Below are 21,764 nucleotides of genomic sequence, written 5' to 3' on the forward strand. Positions count from 1 at the left end.
TCCTCTCCGCCCGGCCCGGCGATCCCGGGCCCGCGCCACTTATATCCGATATCGCTAAAACCAATGTGTGCTTTCGACGCAAGTGTGTGAAAGTGGCATCAGCGCCGCCGAAGCCGGGGCGCGTGACGACGAGGTCAGAGAGCAGATGACAGTGACGATCGAGCGCGATGCCACTCGCACCCTCACGGTGCCTCCCGATGCACGCCGCACTCCGCGCCCACGTGGCCGCAAGCCGCTGATCAGCTACGGGCATTGGTGGTGGGCGCTGCCGGCGATCATTTTGGTGATCGCCGTGCACTACGCCGCCACCCTCACCGGCGGCTTCTTCGCCTTCACGAACTGGACGGGGCTGGGCGACTGGGAGTTCATCGGGCTGGACAACTTCGTCCGGATCTTCAACGACCCGCTGATGGTCGGCGCCGTGGTCAACACGCTGTTCCTCGCGTTCGGCTCGGTCATCCTCACGAACATCCTGGGTCTCGGGTTCGCCCTCGCGATCAACCGCACCCTCAAGACGCGGTACATCCTGCGCACGCTCCTCTTCCTCCCCGTCGTGCTGAGCCCGCTGGCCGTCGCCTACGTGTGGAAGTTCATCTTCCAGTTCAACGGCCCGCTCAACGGGTTCCTCGGGGCGATCGGCCTGGAGTCATGGCAGAAGGTGTGGCTGGCCGACCCGACCTGGTCCATCTGGGCGATCCTCCTCACCGTCGTCTGGCAGCAGACCGGCTTCGTCATGGTCATCTACCTGGCGGGCCTCGCGTCGGTCCCCGTGGAGATCGAGGAGGCGGCGGCCCTCGACGGTGCCAACATCTGGCAGAGATTCCTGCACGTCACGGTGCCGGCCATCCGTCCCTCCATCGCCATCGCCACGACGCTCGGCATCATCCAGGGCCTGCGCATCTTCGACCAGATCTTCGCCTTGACCGGCGGCGGACCGGCCGGCGCCACCGAGACGCTCGCGACGCAGGTCTACAAGCAGGCCTTCTCGCTCGGCCAGTTCGGCTTCGGCTCGGCGCTCGCGCTCGTGCTGACGCTCATCATCCTCGTCTTCGCCATCCTCCAGCAGTACGCCACCCGCGACCGCGACGCCGTCGGAAGGGCCGCCTGACATGTTCCGCTACACCAAGCTCACCGCGGTCCGCGAGGTCGCCATCTGGGTCGTGACCCTGCTCGGGCTGCTGCCCTTCTACTTCCTCATCGCCACCGCGTTCAAGACCGACCAGGAGGCGCTCACGACGAGCGCGATGGCGCCGCCGTCGTCGCTGGACTTCAGCGCCTTCGTCGAGGTCCTCACCACCGGCGGCCGCAACAGCATCCCGATGAGCATCCTCAACAGCGTCATCATCACCGGCGGTGCCATCGCAGGCCTCGTCCTCTTCGGATCGGTCGCCGCGTACGTGATCACGCGGCGGACGCGGGCGTGGACGAACCTCACCTTCTATCTGGTGCTCATCGCCATCATCCTTCCGGCCCAGCTCGGAACCGTGCCGCTGTACATCGGCGCGCGCTCGGTGGGGCTCACCGGCAACGCGATCGGCATGATCCTGCTGTGGATCGGCATCCTTCTGCCGCTCTCGGTCTTCCTCTACGCGAGCTTCTTCCGGGGGCTCACCACCGAGTACGAGGAGGCCGCCGTGATCGACGGCGCGTCGCCGACCCAGGCCTTCTTCCGGGTCGTGCTCCCGCTCATGGCGCCGGCCACCGGCACGGTCGCGATCCTCGCGGGCCTCATCGTCTGGAACGACTTCTTCAACTCGCTGATCTTCCTCGGCGGATCCACGACGCAGACGCTTCCCGTCGCGATGTACACGTACGTCGGCGGACTCGTCTCGGCGTGGAACAAGATCTTCGCCGTCGTGATCATCTCGATGATCCCGATCCTGCTGTTCTACATGTTCGCGCAGAAGAAGTTCATCCAGGGCTTCGGCGGAGGCCTGAAGGGCTGACGTCGCGGCACCGATTCGGGGGCGGCCGGATCGTCGAGCGGACGGCTGAGAAGCATCCGCACGTCGCCCACTCATCCGACACACCGACCGGAGACGTCATGTACCAACTCGCACCCAATATCGAGCTCCTCTTCACCGAGGCGGGCGATTACCACGACCGCGTGCGGGCGGTCGCCGCCGCCGGCTTCACGGCCGTCGAGATGTGGGGGCCGACCGGCGTCGATGCGCCCGCGACGCCGAAGGACCTCCCCGCACTGAAGGCCGCTCTCGAAGAGACCGGCACGCAGCTCACCGCGCAGCTCGCGGAACCGCGGACGCAGTTCATGATCCCGCCGTGGGACCACTCGGAGTTCTATCGGAAGCTCGATGAGGGCGTCGGGATCGCGCAGGACCTCGGCTGCCCCCGGATCGTCGTGGGCAGCGGCACCGGTTTCGGCGGCTGGAAGCGCCAGGTGCAGCTCGACAAGCTCATCGAGATCTACCAGAAGGCGGTTGCGCAGATCGACGGCTCGGGAATCACCCTCGTGCTCGAGCCGGTCAACGTTCGCGTCGACCACCCGGGATCCCTTCTGGACCGGACGGCCGAGGCCGTCTACGTGGCCCGCGGCGTGGACTCGCCCTCCTTCGGCGTGCTCTACGACATCTACCACTCCGCCGTCGAGGGTGAGGACATGGCCGCCGAGCTCGCGAACGCCGGCGACATCGTCAAGTACGTCCAGCTGGCCGACGCGCCCGGTCGCGGCGAGCCGGGCAGCGGCTCGCTGGACTGGGCCGAGCGCCTCGGCATCCTCCGCTCCGCCGGCTACGACGGGCCGATCGGCCTCGAGTACTACCCGACGCAGGAGTCCGAGGCATCCGTCGCCCTCATCCGCGACGTGGCGACATCCGCATGAGCAGGTACCCGGAGTCCGTCGATGTCGCCATCGTCGGCAGCGGACCTGCGGGTGCGACGTACGCGCGCATCCTCAGCGAGCGGGCGCCCGAGGCGTCGATCGCGATGCTCGAGGTCGGCCCGACGGTGTCTGACCCGCCCGGCGCCCACGTGAAGAACATCGAGGACGCCGAACTCCGCGCCCGGGCGCAGCGAGCGTCGGAGGGCCCCGGCGCGGGCGAGGCGACCGTGAACAATCCGGGTGCGGTGACCTCAGGCATGCGTCGCGCACGACCAGGCACCTTTCTGCTCGCCGACGGCTACCAGATCGACGGCGAGGACGGCCTGCCGGTCGCCGCCTTCTCGAGCAATGTCGGCGGCATGGCGGCGCACTGGACGGGGGCGTGCCCGCGCCCGGGCGGGAGCGAGAGGATCGCCTTCCTCCCCGACCTCGACGAGCTGCTCGACGAGGGCGATCGCCTCTTGGGCGTGACGACGGATGCCTTCGACTCGGCGCCGTTCACGGCGCTCGTGCGCGATCGGCTCGCCGCCGCGGTGGACGAGGGGCGTGTCGACGAGACCCGCGTGCAGCGGATGCCGCTGGCGGTGCATCGGCGCGAGGACGGCCGGCTGGTGTGGTCGGGATCCGATGTCGTGCTGGGCGATGTCACCCGGGAGAACCCGAACTTCTCGCTCTTCGACGAATCGCTCGTGACGCGGGTGATCGTCGAGGGCGGCCGCGCGACCGGTGTCGCCGTACGCGACCTCCGGACGGGCGAGGTCCACGAGATCCGGGCGCGCTTCGTCGTGGTCGCCGCCGACGCGCTGCGCACGCCGCAGGTGCTGTGGGCCTCTGGCGTCCGACCCGCGGCGCTCGGACGCATGCTCAACGACCAGGCGCAGGTGGTCTACGCCGCGCGCCTCCGCGACGTCGAACCGCCCGCTGACGACCAGGTCGCAGCATCCGGCGCCCTCAGCGAGCAGAGCGGCGTCAGCTGGGTCCCTTTCACGGACGCCATGCCGTTCCACGGCCAGATCATGCAGCTGGATGCCTCGCCGGTGCCGCTCGCGGACGACGACCCCGTCATCCCCGGCTCCATCGTCGGCCTCGGGCTGTTCTGCGCGAAGGACCTGCAGTGGGACGACCGGGTCGAGTTCTCAGACACGGACAGGGATTCGTACGGGATGCCGGCGATGCGCCTGCACTACACGCTGACCGAGCGCGATCACGACGTCCTCGAACGCGCCCGCGCCGAGATCGTCGAGCTGGCGAAGGCGATCGGCGAGCCGATCGGCGACCGGCCGTTCACCATGCCGCTCGGTGCGTCCCTGCACTACCAGGGCACCACCCGGATGGGCGAGACGGACGACGGCCGCAGCGTCTGCGGTCCCGACAGCGAGGTGTGGGACGTCCCCGGACTCTTCGTCGCGGGGAACGGCGTCATCCCCACCCCGACGGCGTGCAACCCGACGATCACGTCGGTCGCGCTCGCTGTTCGCGGCGCGCGGGCGATCGCACGCGAGCTCGCCGAGCGCCCGATCTAATACATTGTCCATTGCTTATGTCTGATTTAGACATTAGAGTGTAGAAAGAAGATTTAAGTGTCAAGGAGGACTCTGTGATCCCCGATCGCATCATCGAGCAGGGAACGCTCACGACCGACGGCGCGCGCGCCGCTGTCGAGGTTCGGCTGCCCTGGTACCGCGCGCTGCCGGCTTCGTGCATCGCCGGCGCCACGCTCACCGTGGACGGCGTCGCCGCACCGACCGAGTCGCTCCGCTGGGAGATGAACGGGCGCACCTTCACGTTCGAGGAGCTCGTGCCCAACACAGAGGAGTGGTGGTTCCCGACCGACTCCGCCGTCCTGTCGGGCGACCTCGCGCTCACCGACGGGGCCGAGCACAAGGTCGAGGTCGGCCTTGTGCTCTACATCCCCTACATCGTCATCGGCGCCGACGAGGTGCTCCACATCGAGGAGCGCGACGCGAAGACCATGACCGCACGAAAGGCGGTGGCCGCATGACCACGCTCGGCTCGCCCATCCAGGGCGTCACGCTCTACAGCTTCACGCGCGCCTTCCACGGCCGCGAGTACGATCTCGAAGGTCTGATCCGCAAGGTCGCCGACGAGGGCTATGGCCCGGGCCTCGAGATCATCGGGTTCTCGAGCTTCCGCGGCTTCCCCGAGATCGACGACCACTACGCCGGCTGGTTCCGCGATCTCATCGCCGAGACGGGGCTCGTGACGACCTCGCTCGCTGTCAACGCCGACATCGGCATCCACCGCGATCGCCTGCTCACGCAGGACGAGCTGCTGGAGTACATGCGCCGGCAGATCGCAGCGGCGGCCAAGCTGGGCTTCCCCATCGCGCGCGTGCAGATCTCGATCACGCCCGACTCGATGGAGGCGCTCGCGCCGATCGCCGAGGATTACGGCGTCACGCTCGCCCTCGAGGTGCACGCCGACCAGTACGCGTCGCACCCGCGCATCCTCGCCCTCCGCGACCGCTACGAGAAGGTCGGCTCGCCGTTCCTCGGTTTCACCATGGACTGGGGTGCGACCGTGTCGGGCTTCGCGCCCTCGCTCATCGAGGCCTACCGTCGCCGCGGCGCCTCGGAGGAGCTGCTCGCGGCCGTCACCGGACTGTGGGACGAGTTCTCCCAGCAGGGTCCGCCGGCCGACCAGGCCGACCACGGTCAGCGCTTCGGTCGCTTCATCGGGCTCGCCGCCCAGCACGGTCGCCCCGACCTCGGGATCGACATGGGCATCAATGCGACCGGCCTGTTCGGTCCCGCGCGCGTGGACGATTGGCTCGAGATCTTCCCGTGGATCAAGCATGTGCACGGGAAGTTCTTCGGCATCGACGACCGGCACGAGGAGCCCTCGGTCCCGGTGCGTGACCTCATCCGCCTGCTCGTCGAGAACGGCTACAACGGCGCGATCTCGAGCGAGTACGAAGGGTGGCACTGGAACTACTGGCAGAGCCCGTTCGACATCATCCGCGACGAGCAGGCCGTGCAGCGCTCCGCTGCCGCCCAGGCGGGCTCGCACATGACCACCGACCTCGCCGAGGCGCGGGCGCAGCTCGCGGCCTGGCTTCCCACCACGCAAGGAGCATCCGCATGACCGACGGCATCGCCGGCACCGGGATCAAGCTCGGGACCACCCTCTACTCGATGACGAGCGAGTTCGCCGCGGGCCTCTACACGCCCGAGACGCTCATCGCCGCCGTCGCCGAGGAGGGAATCGGCCCCGGCGTCGAGTTCAACATCGCGCAGCTGCTGCGCACCTACCCCGACGTCGACCAGGAGTTCGTGAAGCTGTGGTTCGACTCGCTCGAGAAATACGGCCTCGAGGCGAGCGCGGTCGGCACCAACCTCGACATGGGGCGCCGCAAGGACCGCGACATGACCCCCGACGAGGAGCACGACTTCCTCGCGCGCCAGCTCAAGACGGCGCACACGCTGGGGTTCAAGCGCGTCGTGATCCGCTCTCACGGCAAGGAGCTGCTGCGCAGCCTCCTGCCTCTCGCGGAGAGGTACGACCAGTATCTGGGCTACGAGATCCACGCACCGTCCGGGCCGAACAACCCGCAGGTGCTGCAGATGCGCGAGATGTACGACGAACTTCAGAGCGAGCGTCTCGGGTTCACGGCCGACTTCTCCTCGACGATGCACAGCCTGTCGCCGACGCTCCTGAGCACGCTCTCCCAGATGGGGATGGACGAGAAGCACTTCCCGGTCATGGACGAGATCTGGCACGAGCCGACTCCGATGCACGTGCGCAACCAGAAGTTCGAGGACTACCTCGTGAGCGAAGGCGTCGACCCGTTGACCTTCGGCCCGTTCACGCGCCTCGCCTTCAACATGCACGGGCTCGTGCCGGCGGAGGAGTGGCTCGACATCATGCCGCAGATCTTCCACGTGCACGCGAAGTTCTACGACATCGACGAGTCCGGCCAGGAGCCGGCCATGGACATCCCGCGCATCGTCAAGCAGTTCGTCGTCGGGGGCTACCAGGGATACCTGTCCAGCGAGTGGGAGGGTCATGCCTTCCAGGACCTCGGCGAGGCTGACCCGATCGACCTCGTGAAGAAGCAGCACGCGCTCATGCGCAAGGCCATCGAAGAGACGGTGGCCGAGCAGTCGAGGGAGACCGCCGATGTCTGACACCGCCATCGCTCCCGCCTCGATCGCCGAGCTGCAGGCGGAGCTCGCCTCCCTCCGTGAAGAGGTCGCCGCCGCGCGCGCTCTTGCGCAGCGCGCCGAGGACCGCGGCCAGGTCGACAACCTGTTCAACCGCTACATGTACCTGCACAACGCCTTCGAGGACGAGCAGATCATCCCGTTGTGGGTGAAGGAGGGCACGGAGGGCATCCGCGCGCGCTACACCAACGCCGGTCAGTACACGACGTGGGAGAGTGTGACGCGCTACCACCGCGACCGCCCGCACCCCGAGGGCAAGCTCATCCTGCACGCCACGACGACGCCGGTCATCGAGGTCGCCCAGGACGGCAAGACCGCCAAGGGCGTGTGGCTCATGGCGGGCACCGAGTCCGGCCTCACCGACCCGAAGGTGGCCGAGGCGTTTCCCGACATGTACTCGCCCGCGGAGGTGCTCGGCAAGAAGGTCTGGGCTCACTGGGTGTGGTGCAAGTACGCCATCGATTTCCTCAAGCAGGACGGCGAGTGGAAGTTCTGGAAGTTCCGCTGCTACGAGCTGGCCCGTGCCCCGTTCGAGGAGAACTGGGTGAGCTTCGGCCTGAAGAACCAGGGCGCGTTCGACCTCGACCTCATGTACTTCGGCGACGACGGCAAGCCCGTCTTCATGCCGCCGGCCGATGAGCCGGTCTCCTCGACCAACCACCCGTACAGCCCGCAGACGGTGCAGAAGCTCGAGCCCGCCCCGCCGGTGCCGCACGAGACTTTCACCGACACCTACGCCTGAGGATCAGCCATGGCAACCCACAACTCCCTCTTCTCCGAGAAGGACGTCCGCCGCACCGACAGCGGCATCGCCGTCGCGGTGCAGCTCCCCTGGTACCGGAGCCTCTGGCTCTCGGCGGTCGACGACGTCGCGGCATCCGTCAACGGCGTCGAGATCCCGAAGGACTCGCTGCGCTTCGAGCTGCAGGGCAAGAGCTACCGCATCGAGGAACTGCCCGAGCAGTCCGAGACGCTGTGGTTCGTCGCGGACAAGCCCGAGGTCGTCATCGATCTGGGTCGCGCACCCGAGCCCGGTGAGAAGCTGACCGTCGAGGTCGTCCTCACGATGCGTCTGCTCTACATGCAGATCATGCCGGGCGTCGACGGCGGCCCTGGCCGCTACGTCACCAACCGCGTCCCCGTCGAGCGCGAGGTCGTCCTCGCATGACCCTTCGTGTCGCCATGATCGGCTACGGCTTCATGGGAGCTGCCCACTCGGTCGGCTGGCGTCAGGCTCCTCGCATGTTCGGTCTGCCCGACGACGTGGAGATGGCCGTCGTCGTGGGCCGCAACGCCGAGGCGGTGGCGGATGCCGCGGCCCGGTGGGGCTGGGCGGAGTCGGCGACCGACTGGCGCGAGGTCATCGCCCGTGACGACATCGACATCGTCGACATCGTCACGCCGGGTGACTCGCACGCGGAGATCGCCATCGCGGCGCTCGAAGCGGGCAAGCACGTGTTGTGCGAGAAGCCGCTGGCCAACACCGTCGAAGAAGCGGAGGCGATGGCGGATGCCGCGTCCCGCGCGGCCGCTCGCGGCGTGCGCTCGATGGTCGGCTTCACGTATCGCCGTGTGCCCGCAGTGACGTTCCTGCGCGATCTCATCGCACAGGGCGCGGTCGGGAAGATCGCCCAGGTGCGCGCGGCGTACCGGCAGGACTGGCTCGTCGACCCGGACATGCCCCTTGCCTGGCGGCTGCAGAAGGAGCACGCCGGATCGGGAGCGCTGGGTGACATCGGCGCGCACATCATCGACATGACGCAGTTCGTGACCGGTCTCGACGTGTCCGCGGTGTCCGGCGTCGTCGAGACGATCGTGAAGCAGCGTCCGCTGCAGGGGTCGGGTTCCGGCTTGTCGGGCGTCGCAGGCGAGGGCTACGGCGAGGTCACCGTCGATGACATCGCGATCTTCACCGGGCGCCTCTCGACCGGCGCGCTCGTCTCCTTCGAGGCGACGCGCTTCGCCACCGGGCGCAAGAACGATCTGTCGATCGAGGTGTCGGGAGACAAGGGCGCGCTGCGGTTCGACCTCGAAGACCTCAACACGCTGTGGTTCTACGACCGCACCGCCCCCGAAGCCACACAGGGCTTCACGCGCATCCTCGTGACCGAGCCGCAGCATCCCTACGTCTCCGCGTGGTGGCCCGCCGGCCACATGCTCGGCTACGAGCACGGCTTCAGCCACCAGGTCGTCGACCTTGTCACGGCGATCGCCGAGGGTGCCGACCCGCACCCCTCGTTCGCCGAGGGGCTGTCGGTGCAGCGCGTGCTCGCCGCCGTCGAGGAGAGCTCGGCGAACGAGTCGTCCTGGGTGCGCGTCGGCGCGCGGGTCTCCGCCGACACCACCGGCCGATGACCCGTTCCCCCGCGGCGATTGCGGGATAGGTTTATAGCAACAACAAAGCAAGGGAGCTTCGATGCCTCGTCCGATCACCCTCTTCACGGGCCAGTGGGCCGATCTGCCGTTCGAGGAGGTCGCGCGACTCGCCGGCGACTGGGGCTTCGACGGCCTCGAGATCGCCTGCTGGGGCGACCATATCGACGTGTCCCGGTGGGACGACGACGAGTACGTGCAGTCCCGCAAGGACATCCTCGAGCGCAACGGCCTGAAGGTGTGGGCCATCTCGAACCACCTCACCGGCCAGGCCGTGTGCGACGACCCGATCGATGGGCGGCACAAGGACATCCTTCCCGCGCGGGTGTGGGGAGACGGCGAGCCCGAGGGCGTGCGACAGCGGGCCGCCGAGGACATGAAGAACACGGCCCGGTTCGCCGCGAAGCTGGGCGTCAAGACGGTGAACGGCTTCACAGGCTCGTCCATCTGGAAGGCGGTCGCGATGTTCCCGCCGGCGTCCGACGAATGGATCGCCGCCGGGTACCAGGACTTCGCCGACCGGTGGCACCCGATCCTCGACGTCTTCGAGGAGGTCGGCGTGCGGTTCGGGCTCGAGGTGCACCCGAGCGAGATCGCGTACGACTACTGGACCGCCAAGGCCACGCTGGAGGCAATCGGGCACCGCGAGAGCTTCGGCCTGAACTTCGACCCGTCCCACTTCATGTGGCAGCAGCTGGACCCCGTGGCGTTCGTCCTGGACTTCGCGGACCACATCTTCCACGTGCACGTGAAGGAGTCGATCACCAATCTCGACGGACGCAACGGCGTGCTCGGATCGCACCTGCCCTGGGCGAACCCGCGTCGCGGCTGGACGTTCGTCTCGACCGGGCACGGTGCCGTGCCGTGGGAGCCGCTGTTCCGCGCGCTCAACGCGATCGGCTACGACGGACCCACCTCGATCGAGTGGGAGGACGCCGGCATGGACCGCCTCGACGGCGCGCCCGAGGCGATCGAGTTCGTGCGCAAGCTCAACGCGATCACGCCTCCCGCCGCCGCGTTCGACGCCGCCTTCTCGACCAAGACCGACTGACGCGGGACTGCGGGAGACCGGCCCGATGGGGCCGGTGTTCGGCGTGCCCGGATACGAGAGGAACTCGACCATGACCGATGTGCTGAACGTGCTGATCCTGTCCGGGCACATGACCCGGGAGCACGACAACGAGCACCGCAGCTTCCGCCTGCACAACCAGTGGATCACGACGCTTCTCGAAGACACCGGGCGCTTCAAGGTGCGGGTCGTCGAAGACCCGCGCGGGCTCGGCGCCGACATCATCGACAAGTACGACGTGCTGATCGTGGTGTTCGAGGGTCGGGACGGCTTCTTCGAGAAGGCGGTCGGGTTCGGAGCGGAGACGGATGCCGCGATCCTGAAGTTCGTGCACGACGACGGCAAGGGGATCGTGTGGTTCCACGGCTCCGCCGCGCAGGAGGACGACTGGGGGTACCCCGACGAGTACAACGTGATGCGCGGCTCGCGGCTCACCGTCGCGGGCGGGCTGCGCCCGCGGCCGTGGGGCGAGGCGCAGCTCGACACCGTCGAGCCGCGCCATCCCATCACCGAGGGCATCAGCGCCCGGTGGACCGTCACCGGCGACGACATCCTCACGGGTGTAGAGATCCTCGACGGGGCGCGGGTGCTGCTCACGACGTACGACGACCTGGAGTCGTACGAGAAGGCGCCCGTGTGGCCGATGTCGCACTATCCGGTCGCCATCCCCGAAGAGGGCATCGCGGCGCTGCCCGGGATGGACACCGATCAGCCGATCGCCTGGATCAACGAGTACGGCGCGGGCCGATCCTTCACGATCACGATCGGCCATGACATCGACACGTTCCGGCGCATCGAGTTCATCCGCATGTTCCCGCGCGGCGTCGAGTGGGCTGCGACCGGCGAGGTGACGCTCGAGGGCCCCGACCGCCGCGGCGAGCGCCGGTTCCTGCCCTGGCCGTACGACAACCACGAGGGCTGAACGATGGTGTCGGAACTGCGGATCGGCATCCTGGGTGCCGGTGGCATCGCCGAACGCGCGATGGTGGAGCCTGCCCACGAGGTGGAGGGCGTTCGCGTCGTCGCCATCGGCGCGAGAGACCCGGAGCGGGCTCGAGCCTTCGCGGAGCGGTGGGACCTGCCGAAGCACGGTGACTACGAGACGATCCTGTCGGATCCCGACATCGACCTCGTGTACCTCGCCCTCCCGCCGATCACCCACGCCGAGTGGGGGATCCGTGCGCTGGAGGCGGGAAAGCATGTCCTCTGCGAGAAGCCGCTGTCGGTGAACGGCACGACCGCATCAGCCATCGCCGACGCCGCTGCCGCAACCGGCCGGCGGGCGTTCGTCGGCTTCCACTATCGACTGCACAGCTTCACGCGGCGTCTTCTCGACGTCATCGCGTCGGGTGTGCTCGGCGACATCGAGCGCGTGGACGTCGACTTCAGCATCCCGCACTTCGTCGTGAAGCCGGGCAACATCCGTCTCGACGGCGACCTCGGCGGGGGTGCCGTCATGGACGTCGGATGCTACGCGGTCGACCTCATCCGAGCGGCGTGGGGCGAGCCCGCCGTCGAGTCGGCCACGGCGGTGCTCTCCGACGACGACCCGCGGATCGACCTTCAGACCGATGCCGTCCTGCGGCTGTCGTCAGGTGCTCCCGTGCACGTGCGCGGATCCTTCATCGGCGACGACCAGGGTGCAATGTCGTTGCGGATCGAGGGATCGGAAGCCCGCCTGGCGGCCACGAGCGTCATCGTGCCGCAGTGGGGAGCGACGCTGCGCGTCAGCGCGGGCGATGGGCTCCTTCTGGAGGAGAAGGCCGCCGAAGGCGACAACAGCTACGCGCGTCAGCTGGAGCACCTCGTCGCCGTGCTGGCGGACGGCTCTCCCAGCATCCTCGACGTTCGGCGCGGGGTGGGCACGATGCGTGTCGTCGACGAGATCTACCGCGCCGCGGGACTCGAGCCCCGCTGACGCGGCGTGGCGCGCCGGACGTTCAGCCGGCGAGCGAGTGGAAGGCCTCCGGCGAGAGCGCGTGCTCGATAGCCAGCATCCCCGCCCCGATGACGCCCGCGTTCTCGGCGGCCGCCGACGGCACGATGGCGAGGTGCTCGGTCGCGAGCGGCATCGACCGCGTGTAGACGACCTCGCGGACGCCCGCGATGAGATGCTCCCCGACGCGTGACATCGAGCCGCCCATCGCGATGACCGAGGGGTTCATGAGGCTCACGCACGCCGTCAGCACCTCGCCGATGTCGCGGCCGGCCTGGCGCACCGCCTGGATCGCGTCGAGATTCCCGCGCTGCACCAGCGCCACGACGTCGTCACCGTTCTCCGCTGCCACACCCTGGGCGCGCAGTGCGCGGGCGATGGCGGGCCCGGACGCTATGGCCTCGAGGCATCCCTGATTGCCGCAGTGGCACGCGACCGACGAGGCGCGCGCCACCCGTACGTGCCCGATGTCGCCCGCGACGCCCTGAGCGCCCCGCTGCAGCTCACCGCCCGAGATGACACCGGCGCCGATCCCCGTCGCGACCTTGACGAACATGAGGTGCGCCGTCGTCGGCCACGCGGTCGCACGCTCGCCGAGCGCCATGATGTTGACGTCGTTGTCGACCAGGACGGGCACCTGCAGGTGCTGCTGCACCCACCCGGGCACGTCGAACCGGTTCCAGCCCGGCATGATCGGCGGGTTCACCGGCTGCCCGGTCGAGTGCTCCACGGGACCGGGCACCCCGATGCCAATCGCCACCAGCGAGCGGATGTCCCGGCCGGCCTCCTCGAGGATCGTGCCCGCCGCATCGATCACCCATGTGAGCACCCGCTCCGGCCCCTCCGCGACGGCGAGGGACTCGGTGCGGGTCGCCAGGATCGCACCCGTGAGGTCCATGACGGCGACGGTGGCGTGCGACGCGCCGATGTCGACGGCGAGCACGACGCGCGCGCTCGGATTGAGCGCGAACTGCGAGGGAGGCCGCCCGCCGGTGGACGCGGCATCCGCCACCGGCATGATGAGCCCCATCCGCATGAGCTCCTCGACGCGGGCGGCGATGGTCGACCGGGCGAGGCCGGTCGATTTCGCCAGCTGCGCCCGCGTGCGCGGAACGCCGTCCCGCAGCAGCTGGAACAGCTCCATCGCGCCGGTTCCGGCAGCCGCCGCCGATTCGGGGGAGAGAGTGACCACGACTCAGTCAATCAATTGCAGGGAGGTCGCCCGACCGCGGGCGCGGAGCCGACGGATGCCACGCCCCCGCGACGGCCGGCGCGCTCACGTCGCGCGACCCGTGGGCCTGGCGAAGCGCTGCTGCAGCAGCACCGCGATGACGATGATGACGCCCTTGACGACGGCCTGGATCGACGAGTTCAGGTTGTTCTGCACGAACACGTTCGTCAGCGTCGTGAAGATGAGGACGCCGAACACGGTGCCCGTGATGGTTCCTCGGCCGCCGACGAGCAGCGTGCCGCCGACGACGACGGCTGCGATCGCGTCGAGCTCGAGAAGCGTGCCGTGCGTGGAGGTGCCGGCTGTCGTGCGGCCGAGGTACATGATCGCGGCGATGCCGGCGCACAGCCCCGAGATCGCATAGAGCCACATGGTGTGACGCTTGACGTTGATGCCCGCCAGGCGAGCGGCCTCGCGGTTGCCGCCGATCGCCACGGTGCGGCGGCCGAAGGTGGTGCGGTTGAGCACGACCCAGCCGATCGCCGCGACGATCGCGAAGATCCAGATGAGGATGTCGACCCCGATGATGTCGAGGTTCAAGAACTGGATGAAGTCGCGGTCCTTCACCTGGAGCGTGCGACGCTCCGCCAGGACCTCGGCCAGTCCGCGGGCCGCGATCAGCATGGCCAGTGTCGCCATGAAGGCGACGACCTTGCCGTACGCGATCACGATGCCGTTGATCAGCCCGGCCGCGACGCCGACGAGCAGTGCGATCACGATCATGAGGACCCAGTGGATCTGATCGGCGAGGTCTTGGATGGCGGCCAGCGTCGCGACGACCGAGGCGAGACCGAGGACCGAGCCGACCGACAGGTCGATGCCGCCCGCGGTGATGACGAGGGTCATGCCGATGGCCACGACGCCGAGGATCGACGCCTGGCGCAGGATCGTGAGCGTGTTGCTCACGCTCAAGAAGGTGTCGGGCGCGGTGATCGCCCCCACGATCACGAGGAGGAGCAGTGCCACGACGAGACCGAGGTTGCGCCCGACCGACCCCGAGAGCACGCGTCGGAAGCCGGATCTCTGGGTGGTCTCCGGTTCGCCCGCGGGCGGCGGCGCCTCGCTGGCGGTGGGGACTCCTGCAGTCCCGGTGGTCTGCTCGCTCACGCGGCGGTTCCTTTCATGACGAGGTCGAGCACACCGTGCTCGTCGATCTGGGAGGCGGGGCGGGTGTCGAGGATGCGGCCGTCGGCGACGACGAGCACGGTGTCGGCGAGACCGAGCACCTCCTCGATCTCGCTCGAGACCACCACGATGGCGTTCCCCGCTGCGGCGAGCTCGCGGATGAGAGCGTAGATCTCGGCGCGCGCGCCGACGTCGACGCCCCGCGTCGGTTCGTCGAGCAGCAGCACCTCGGTGCCGTGCACGAGCCAGCGCGCGAGCAGGATCTTCTGCTGGTTTCCGCCTGAGAGCGTGATCGTGGGACGGTCGGGATCGGCGGGACGCAGCTCGAGCGACTCGATCTGCGCGCGGGCCGCAGTCCGTGCGCCGCGCTCGTCGAGGAATCCCGCCTTCGCGAACCGCCTCATCGATGCCAGCGTGACGTTGAAGTAGACCGGCTCGTCGAGCACGAGCCCCTGGCTCTTGCGCTCTTCCGGCGAGAGTCCGATTCCCGCATTCACCGCCGCGACGACCGATCCGCGCCGGAGCTCGGCGCCGGCGACCTTCACTGTGCCGTTCGTCGAGCGACGTGCTCCGTAGATGGTCTCGAGGATCTCGGAGCGTCCCGATCCGACGAGACCCGCGAGCCCCACGACCTCACCGGCGCGAACCGAGAACGACACGTCCTCGAAGACGCCGGACAGCGCCAGGTCCTGCACCTCCAGCACGACCGGGGCGCCGGCCGGGACCGGGGCGGAGGGTGGGAAGACGTTCGCGACTTCACGACCGGTCATGAGCTTGATGAGCTCCGCGGTCGGCGTGCCCGAGACGGGGATGCCGCTGGCCATCGACCTGCCGTCCTTCAGGACCGTGATGCGGTCGCCGATCTGGCGGATCTCTTCCAGGCGATGCGTGATGTACACGACAGCGATGCCCGACGCGGTCAGCTCCCTGACGACGTGGAAGAGATTCTTCACCTCCTCGGTGTCGAGCACGGCGGAGGGCTCGTCCATGATGATCAGCTTGATGTCGTGCGAGAGGGCGCGCGCCATGCTCACGATCTGCTTGTTGGCAGCGCTGAGCGTTCCGACCTCGGCGTGCGGCGACAGCTTGTCGTGGCCGAGCCTGCGCAGGAGCTCGCGCGTCTGCCGGGCCGCCTCCGAGCGCTTGGTGAAGCCGCCGCGTGAGAGCTCGTGGCCCAGGAAGATGTTCTCGGCGATCGTCAGGCCGTCGACGACGTCCAGCTCCTGGTACATCGTCGCGATGCCCAGCTCGATCGCGGCTTCAGGGTTCGGGATCTCGACCTGGTCGCCGAGCCAGGAGATCACACCCTCGTCGGGACGGTGAACGCCGGCGAGCGTCTTGATGAGCGTCGACTTTCCGGCACCGTTCTGCCCGAGGATGCAGTGCACCTCGCCGGCGCGCACATCGAGGTCGACACCCCGCAGTGCCCGTACTCCCGCGAACGATTTGGTCACACCCTCGACGACGAGTAATGCCGATCCATGGTCGTCTTTGATCACGGCACGAACATAACATGCGCGCAGTATCGCGTCGATGGCCCACCAAGCCACGGTTGCCGGGGAGACGGTCGTGGTTATCCTCAGCGCGCGAGCGAAAGTTTCGTAAAAGCGCTTTTGCCGCAACTAATGCAAAAGCTGTCGCAATTTCAGTCCGCCTGCTACCGTGAGCCCGTCAGCGTGGACGCCGTGCGCCGTTGCTTCGGAGCTCGCCCCGTGCGCTGCCGCACTGCATCACATTTCAAGGAGGAAAGAATGCGCTCACATCTGAAGGTGCGCACACGGCTTCTGCTGACCGGTACCGCCGTCGTCGCAGCGGCCGGACTTCTCGCGGGCTGCACCGGCACCGGGGCGGACGAGGAGAACGTCGTCGATCAGGGCACGACGACGGAGGAGAACGCCGAGTCGGGCGACACGGTCGTCATCGGCTTCTCGGGCCCCGCGGCCGACCACGGCTGGCTCGGCGCCATCAACTCCGGCGCGCAGGCCGCGGCCGAGAGCTTCGACGACGTGGACCTCCGCGTCGCAGAGGGCACGAACGACCCGATCGCGCAGATCGCCGCAGTCGAGACCTTCGTGAACGACGGCGTCGACGCGATCGTGCTGCTGCCGACCGACGGCGCAGCCCTCACCGAGGCCGCCATCGCCGCAATGGAGGCCGGCATCCCGGTCATCAACGTCGACCGCGAGTTCTCCAGCCCGTTCGCTGCGCGCACGACGATTCTGGGCGACAACTACGGCATGGGGGTGAGCGCCGGCACGTACATCTGCGAGCAGCTCGGCGACAACCCCGACGCCATCGTCGCCGAGATCGCCGGCATCGACTCGCTGCCGCTGACGCAGGACCGGTCGGAGGGATTCGCGGACGCACTCGAGGACTGCGGCCTGGAAGTGTCCGCCCGGGTCGCGGCCGACTTCACCGTCGCCGGCGGTGAGGCCGCGGCATCCCAGCTGCTCTCCGCCAACCCGAAGATCGACGCCATCTGGAACCACGACGACGACCAGGGCGTCGGCGTTCTGGCGGCGATCGACTCGGCCGGTCGCGACGAGTTCTTCATGATGGGCGGTGCGGGCAGCCGCAGCGCGATGGAGGCGATCGAGGCCGACGACACGGTGCTCAAGGCGACGGTCATCTACCCGTCGACGCAGGCCGCCGATGGCGTCGCGCTCGCCCGCCTCATCGCCCAGAGCAAGACGATGGGCGACCTCATCACGCCGAGCATCCCCAACCGGGTGGTGCTCGACGCCCCCGTCGTGACGAAGGACAACGTCGACCAGTACATCGACCTGTCGTTCGAATAATCCATCGCCTCGCGGGCGCCTGCCGAACGCGGCGGGCGCCCGCGCCCGGTTCCGAGAGAGGACATCGCGTTGACCAACCACGAGCCCGCCGGCGCCAACCCGCCGCTGCGCGTCGCCATGATCGGGTACGGCTTCATGGGTGCCGCCCACTCGCAAGGCTGGCGCGTCGCGCCGCGCTTCTTCGACCTGCCACTCACGCCGTCGATGGACGTCGTCGTGGGGCGGGATGCATCTGCGGTGGCGGCCGCTGCCGACAAGTGGGGCTGGCGCGAAAGCGCCACCGACTGGCGCGAGGTCATCAACCGTGACGACATCGACCTCGTCGACATCGTCACGCCGGGCGACACGCACGCCGAGATCGCGATCGCCGCGCTGGAAGCCGGGAAGCACGTGCTCTGCGAGAAACCTCTGGCCAACACGGTGGCCGAGGCCGAGGCGATGACGGATGCCGCCGCGCGGGCAGCCGCCCGCGGTGTCCGCTCGATGGTGGGCTTCACCTACCGGCGGGTGCCCGCCGCCACGTTCGCGCGCGACCTCGTCGCCGCTGGCCGCATCGGCGACGTCCGCCAGGTGCGCGCGGAGTACCTGCAGGACTGGCTGATGGACGCCGAGGCGCCGCTCACCTGGCGGATGCAGAAGGAGCGCGCGGGCTCCGGTGCCCTCGGCGACATCGGCGCCCACGCGCTCGATCTGACCGAGTACATCACGGGCCAGCGCGTCGAGACCGTCTCCGGCATCCTCGAGACGATCGTGAGCGAGCGTCCGCTGCTCGGCGAAGGTGTCGGTCTCTCCGGCACCGCGCTGCAGGAGCGTGGCGCCGTCACGGTGGATGACCTCGCGCTCTTCACCGGCCGCCTGTCCTCCGGCGCTCTCGCCTCGTTCGAGGCGACCCGCTTCCGCACCGGCCGCAAGAACGCTCTGCGCATCGAGGTCGCCGGCTCCCTCGGGGCGATCTCGTTCGACCTCGAGAGCATGAACGAACTGGGGTTCTATGACGCGACCCTTCCCGACACCGAACAGGGTTTCCGCCGGATCCTCGTGACCGAGCACGACCACCCCTACCTCGCGCCGTGGTGGCCGACGGGGCACATGCTCGGCTACGAGCACGGTTTCAGCCACCAGGTCGCCGACCTCGTGACGGCGATCGCCTCGGGCACGCAGCCCGAGCCGTCGTTCGAGGACGGCCTCCACGTTCAGCGCGTCCTGGAGGCGGTCGAGCGGAGTTCGGACAACGGCAGCGCCTGGACGCCCACCGGCAGCTGAGCGGGACGGCTCCCACGCTCACCCGGCGGGGACGGATGCCCCCGCCAGCGCGCGCCGGGCGAGGTCCAGGTGCGCCCGGGTCGTGGTCGTCGGGTCGGCGTCCAGCCACTCATGGCCACCCCACTCGCTCGTCAGCGTCCCGGTGAACCCGGTGCGCCGCAGCGCGGCGCCGATGTCGCTGATGGGTCGTGAGACTCGACCGTTCGCATCGTCGAGGTCCCAGAACTTGAGGTGCACGGCGGCGGTGAGCGGAAGCAGCGGCTCCAGGTCCGCGATCTCAGATCGGCCGAAGCGCACGAGGAGATTCATGAAGAGGGTGCGCACGGCCGGCGGTACTCGCCCGCTGCGCAGCGCGGCGAGCACGGCGTCGTGCGTCTCCGGGGCCTGCCACTCGGTCTCCAGCCGGAAGGCGAGAGCCTCGTCGACCCCGCCCCGGCGGAGCTCCTCGAGGTAGCTCGGCGGGAGCGACGGCATGAGCATGCTGATGTCGATCAGCACGCGGATGCGCGGGTCGTCCAGCTCCTTCAGCAGGGCGAGGTTCGCGGCCACGGCGGGGGAGTCGGGGCTCTGCTGGCCCTGGATCTCCTCGAACAGCACGACGCCGAGTTCCGCCAGTACCGGCTGGACGAGGCGCAGCAGCTCCGGCCCGGCCTGGCCGAACGGCACGCGCACGCCCCGAGCCCCCAGCCGGGAGGCGGCCCGCAGCTGGGGCACGAGGAAGGCCAGCCGCTCGGCCGCGGTGCGCCGGCGGGCGGGCAGCACCCAGTCGTCCAGGCTGGCGCCGACGATCGTCACCTCACCGCCGACGTCGGCGAGTCGCTCGCGCAGCCGATCGACCTCGACGTCGGCCGGCTGCGGGAAGGTCCGCCACACCTGTCCGGCCTCGATCTCCAGGGTGCGGCTCACGCCGTCCGCCACGACGGCGACGGCGATGTCCTCCGCCGTGCACTCGCCGCGGATCACCTCGGGCGTCCAGTTGAAGGCGCTTGCAGACAGGGTCCATCCGTCGGGCAGACCGTGCTCGACGAATCCCGCCTGCGAGGCATCCGTCGCCCCGGAGGTCGTCGCCTCGATCCGAGGGGCGTCGCCGACGCCGGGCGCCGTCGCTCGCAGAGCGCGCTGGACTCGGAACGGCAGAGTCAGGGGTCCGGCCGGGCCGACCTGCAGGTACGGCACTGCCAGGACGAACGAGAGGGCGACGTCATGTTCGCCCGGCGACAGGGCGTGGGTGCCCCGCAGCTCCAGACGATCCTGGATGAACCACCAGCCGTCTTCCCGCCACAGCTCGGCTGGAGCCGCTTCGCGCCCGTCCACGGCAGCGTGGACGGTGACGGGCTCGCCGTCGACCGAGACCGAGAGGTCGCTCACCGCTGCGAGCGGCATCGACCGGATCCACGGAAGGCTCACGCGGAGGACGAAACCCGTCTCGGTCATGACGAGCGCGTCGTCCAGCAGCATCGGCAGCGTCATCGTGGGCCCGCTTCCTCGTGTCCAGGCCGGGAAACTCCGGCTTCAGACAGGAAGCTACACGCTTTTGTCGCTTTTCGTAAGAAGTTGACAAGCACTGCCGACTCGGGTTCGGTGCCGGTCAGGCCACTGACTCCGGCGTGCCGTGGATCGCGGCGATCGTGGGCCGGCCCACGCTGAACCACCGGGGGAACGTGACATCGAACAGCTGCTCCCGCACCATCTCGGCGCCGCCGCGCAGCGGTTCTCGCCGGTCGTTGATCGACGTGGCGATCGTGAGATCACGCGTCGCGAGGGGGATCGACAGTTCGTAGACGCGCTGGCGGACCTCTGCCAGCAGCAGTTCGCCTGCGCCGGCCATGGCGCCGCCGATCACGATGACCGAGGGGTTGAACATGTTGACGAGCGCCGCGATGGACTCGCCGACGACTCGGGCCGAGCGCTGCACGAGGCGGATGGAGAGGGCGTCCCCGTCCTCCGCGGCGCTCGAGATCCGCTCGGGAGTGAGTTCTTCGCCGGCGCCGACCGCGGTGGCGAGCGCGCCCGTCGCACCGCCCGCTATCTCGGCGAGCGCATCGCGGATCAGCGCCCACCCTCCGGCGACCGCTTCGAGGCAGCCGATCTTGCCGCAGCGGCAGAGAACCTCGGAGTCCCGCACCCGCACGTGACCGATGTCTCCGGCGGCGCCGTTGACGCCGCGGTGGATGTGGCCGTGCGAGAGCAGACCCGCTCCGATGCCCGAGCCGATCTTGCAGTAGATGAGGTCGAGGGTGTCGTCGCCGCGCCTCGCCCGCTCGCCGAAGGTGAGGAGGTTCACGTCGTTGTCGACCCAGACAGGGACGTCGTAGCGCTGCTCGAATCGGCGGCGCACGTCGAAGCCGTTCCAGCCCGGCATGATGGGCGGCGCGACCGGGCGGCCGCTGTCGAAGTCGACGGGACCCGGAACTCCGACGCCGATGCCCCACACGGGGACGTCGGGCGTGCGCGACAGCACGTCGTCGATCATGCTCAATGCCTTGTCGAGCGTCTCTGCGGGCCCGCGGGAGATGTCCCATGCCTCGTGCGCCTCGTCGAGGACGTCGCCGTCCAAGTGCGTCACCCCGACGTGGATGTGAAGCGCGCCGAGTGCGCACACGACGATGCGCCCAGCCTCCCCGCGGAACCGCAGTGTGCGCGGTGCGCGGCCTCCCGACGAGGGGCCGAAGTCGCCGTCTGCGAGGTAGCCCATCTCGATCGCATGATCGACCCGCTGGGTCACGACACCGCGGCCGAGGCCCGTGACACGGCCGATCTCGGGGCGGGTCGACGCCTCGCCGGTGCGCACCATGTTGACGATCCGCAGAAGGCTCGTCATCTCGTCGGTCTGTGCGCCGAAGCGCAACGTGGAGTCCCTGGCCATGGTCGATTCTTGCATAACTGTGCACCACTCCCGCGGATTCGAACCCCGCTATAGTCAAACGCCACCCGACTTAGGTACAG

The 21,764-nt window shown here is 68.9% G+C and carries 20 protein-coding genes; 15 read left to right on the forward strand and 5 right to left on the reverse strand.

The window, feature by feature from the left end; all coding sequences use genetic code 11:
* Positions 1-145: 145 nt before the first annotated feature.
* From MRBLWH7_RS15290 to MRBLWH7_RS15350, 13 genes are all read left to right on the forward strand, one after another.
* Positions 146-1,108 carry a sugar ABC transporter permease gene (locus MRBLWH7_RS15290; protein WP_341995963.1) on the forward strand — a complete coding sequence of 321 codons (963 nt, stop codon included), beginning with the start codon at positions 146-148 and terminating at the stop codon, positions 1,106-1,108.
* 1 nt (position 1,109) lies between these two features.
* On the forward strand, positions 1,110-1,946 hold the full coding sequence (locus tag MRBLWH7_RS15295; protein ID WP_341995965.1) for a carbohydrate ABC transporter permease: 837 nt from the start codon (positions 1,110-1,112) through the stop codon (positions 1,944-1,946).
* A gap of 98 nt (positions 1,947-2,044) precedes the next feature.
* On the forward strand, positions 2,045-2,839 hold the full coding sequence (locus MRBLWH7_RS15300; protein ID WP_341995967.1) for a TIM barrel protein: 795 nt from the start codon (positions 2,045-2,047) through the stop codon (positions 2,837-2,839).
* Positions 2,836-4,362 carry a GMC oxidoreductase gene (locus MRBLWH7_RS15305; RefSeq protein ID WP_341995969.1) on the forward strand — a complete coding sequence of 509 codons (1,527 nt, stop codon included), beginning with the start codon at positions 2,836-2,838 and terminating at the stop codon, positions 4,360-4,362. The genes MRBLWH7_RS15300 and MRBLWH7_RS15305 overlap by 4 nt, the downstream gene beginning before the upstream one ends.
* A 74-nt stretch (positions 4,363-4,436) precedes the next feature.
* Positions 4,437-4,841 (forward strand): DUF6379 domain-containing protein, encoded by a 405-nt coding sequence (locus MRBLWH7_RS15310; RefSeq protein WP_341995971.1) that lies wholly within the window; start codon positions 4,437-4,439, stop codon positions 4,839-4,841.
* The gene (locus tag MRBLWH7_RS15315) at positions 4,838-5,944 is read left to right on the forward strand and encodes a sugar phosphate isomerase/epimerase (protein ID WP_341995973.1); all 1,107 of its coding nucleotides are present in this window, start codon (positions 4,838-4,840) and stop codon (positions 5,942-5,944) included. The genes MRBLWH7_RS15310 and MRBLWH7_RS15315 overlap by 4 nt, the downstream gene beginning before the upstream one ends.
* Entirely contained in the window at positions 5,941-6,987 is a 1,047-nt protein-coding gene (locus tag MRBLWH7_RS15320) for a sugar phosphate isomerase (protein WP_341995975.1), read from the forward strand. Before MRBLWH7_RS15315 ends, MRBLWH7_RS15320 begins: the two co-directional genes overlap by 4 nt.
* Positions 6,980-7,765, forward strand: coding sequence for a nuclear transport factor 2 family protein (locus MRBLWH7_RS15325; RefSeq protein ID WP_341995977.1), 786 nt, complete (start codon positions 6,980-6,982; stop codon positions 7,763-7,765). Before MRBLWH7_RS15320 ends, MRBLWH7_RS15325 begins: the two co-directional genes overlap by 8 nt.
* Positions 7,766-7,774: 9 nt before the next feature.
* Positions 7,775-8,191, forward strand: coding sequence for a DUF6379 domain-containing protein (locus tag MRBLWH7_RS15330; RefSeq protein WP_341995979.1), 417 nt, complete (start codon positions 7,775-7,777; stop codon positions 8,189-8,191).
* Entirely contained in the window at positions 8,188-9,378 is a 1,191-nt protein-coding gene (locus tag MRBLWH7_RS15335; RefSeq protein ID WP_341995982.1) for a Gfo/Idh/MocA family oxidoreductase, read from the forward strand. The genes MRBLWH7_RS15330 and MRBLWH7_RS15335 overlap by 4 nt, the downstream gene beginning before the upstream one ends.
* A 61-nt stretch (positions 9,379-9,439) precedes the next feature.
* On the forward strand, positions 9,440-10,447 hold the full coding sequence (locus MRBLWH7_RS15340; protein WP_341995984.1) for a sugar phosphate isomerase/epimerase family protein: 1,008 nt from the start codon (positions 9,440-9,442) through the stop codon (positions 10,445-10,447).
* 70 nt (positions 10,448-10,517) lie between these two features.
* Complete coding sequence (locus MRBLWH7_RS15345) at positions 10,518-11,387, forward strand: ThuA domain-containing protein (protein WP_341995986.1); 870 nt, start codon at positions 10,518-10,520, stop codon at positions 11,385-11,387.
* Between the two features lie 3 nt (positions 11,388-11,390).
* Entirely contained in the window at positions 11,391-12,383 is a 993-nt protein-coding gene (locus MRBLWH7_RS15350; protein WP_341995988.1) for a Gfo/Idh/MocA family oxidoreductase, read from the forward strand.
* Positions 12,384-12,405: 22 nt separating this feature from the next.
* Here the strand turns inward: MRBLWH7_RS15350 and MRBLWH7_RS15355 are convergent, their stop codons facing one another.
* The 3 genes from MRBLWH7_RS15355 to MRBLWH7_RS15365 all read right to left on the reverse strand — a co-directional run bounded on the left by MRBLWH7_RS15355 (position 12,406) and on the right by MRBLWH7_RS15365 (position 16,211).
* Positions 12,406-13,545, reverse strand: a complete 1,140-nt coding sequence (locus MRBLWH7_RS15355; RefSeq protein ID WP_342002088.1) for an ROK family transcriptional regulator — start codon at positions 13,543-13,545, stop codon at positions 12,406-12,408.
* Positions 13,546-13,677: 132 nt separating this feature from the next.
* A complete protein-coding gene (locus tag MRBLWH7_RS15360) occupies positions 13,678-14,739 on the reverse strand; it encodes an ABC transporter permease (protein ID WP_341995990.1) in 1,062 nt (353 codons plus the stop codon).
* Positions 14,736-16,211, reverse strand: a complete 1,476-nt coding sequence (locus MRBLWH7_RS15365; RefSeq protein WP_342002091.1) for a sugar ABC transporter ATP-binding protein — start codon at positions 16,209-16,211, stop codon at positions 14,736-14,738. Before MRBLWH7_RS15365 ends, MRBLWH7_RS15360 begins: the two co-directional genes overlap by 4 nt.
* A 297-nt stretch (positions 16,212-16,508) precedes the next feature.
* Here MRBLWH7_RS15365 and MRBLWH7_RS15370 point away from each other — a divergent pair, with 297 nt between their 5' ends.
* Complete coding sequence (locus tag MRBLWH7_RS15370) at positions 16,509-17,555, forward strand: substrate-binding domain-containing protein (RefSeq protein WP_341995991.1); 1,047 nt, start codon at positions 16,509-16,511, stop codon at positions 17,553-17,555.
* 117 nt (positions 17,556-17,672) lie between these two features.
* Entirely contained in the window at positions 17,673-18,818 is a 1,146-nt protein-coding gene (locus MRBLWH7_RS15375) for a Gfo/Idh/MocA family oxidoreductase (protein WP_342002093.1), read from the forward strand.
* 18 nt (positions 18,819-18,836) lie between these two features.
* On the opposite strand, the gene MRBLWH7_RS15380 is transcribed toward MRBLWH7_RS15375, so the two are convergent.
* Both MRBLWH7_RS15380 and MRBLWH7_RS15385 read right to left on the reverse strand, forming a co-directional pair.
* Complete coding sequence (locus MRBLWH7_RS15380; protein ID WP_341995992.1) at positions 18,837-20,288, reverse strand: DUF6379 domain-containing protein; 1,452 nt, start codon at positions 20,286-20,288, stop codon at positions 18,837-18,839.
* A gap of 118 nt (positions 20,289-20,406) precedes the next feature.
* The gene (locus MRBLWH7_RS15385) at positions 20,407-21,684 is read right to left on the reverse strand and encodes an ROK family protein (RefSeq protein WP_341995994.1); all 1,278 of its coding nucleotides are present in this window, start codon (positions 21,682-21,684) and stop codon (positions 20,407-20,409) included.
* Positions 21,685-21,764: the final 80 nt, after the last annotated feature.

Origin of the sequence: Microbacterium sp. LWH7-1.2, assembly GCF_038397755.1 — a bacterium.
Classification (GTDB): Bacteria; Actinomycetota; Actinomycetes; order Actinomycetales; family Microbacteriaceae; genus Microbacterium.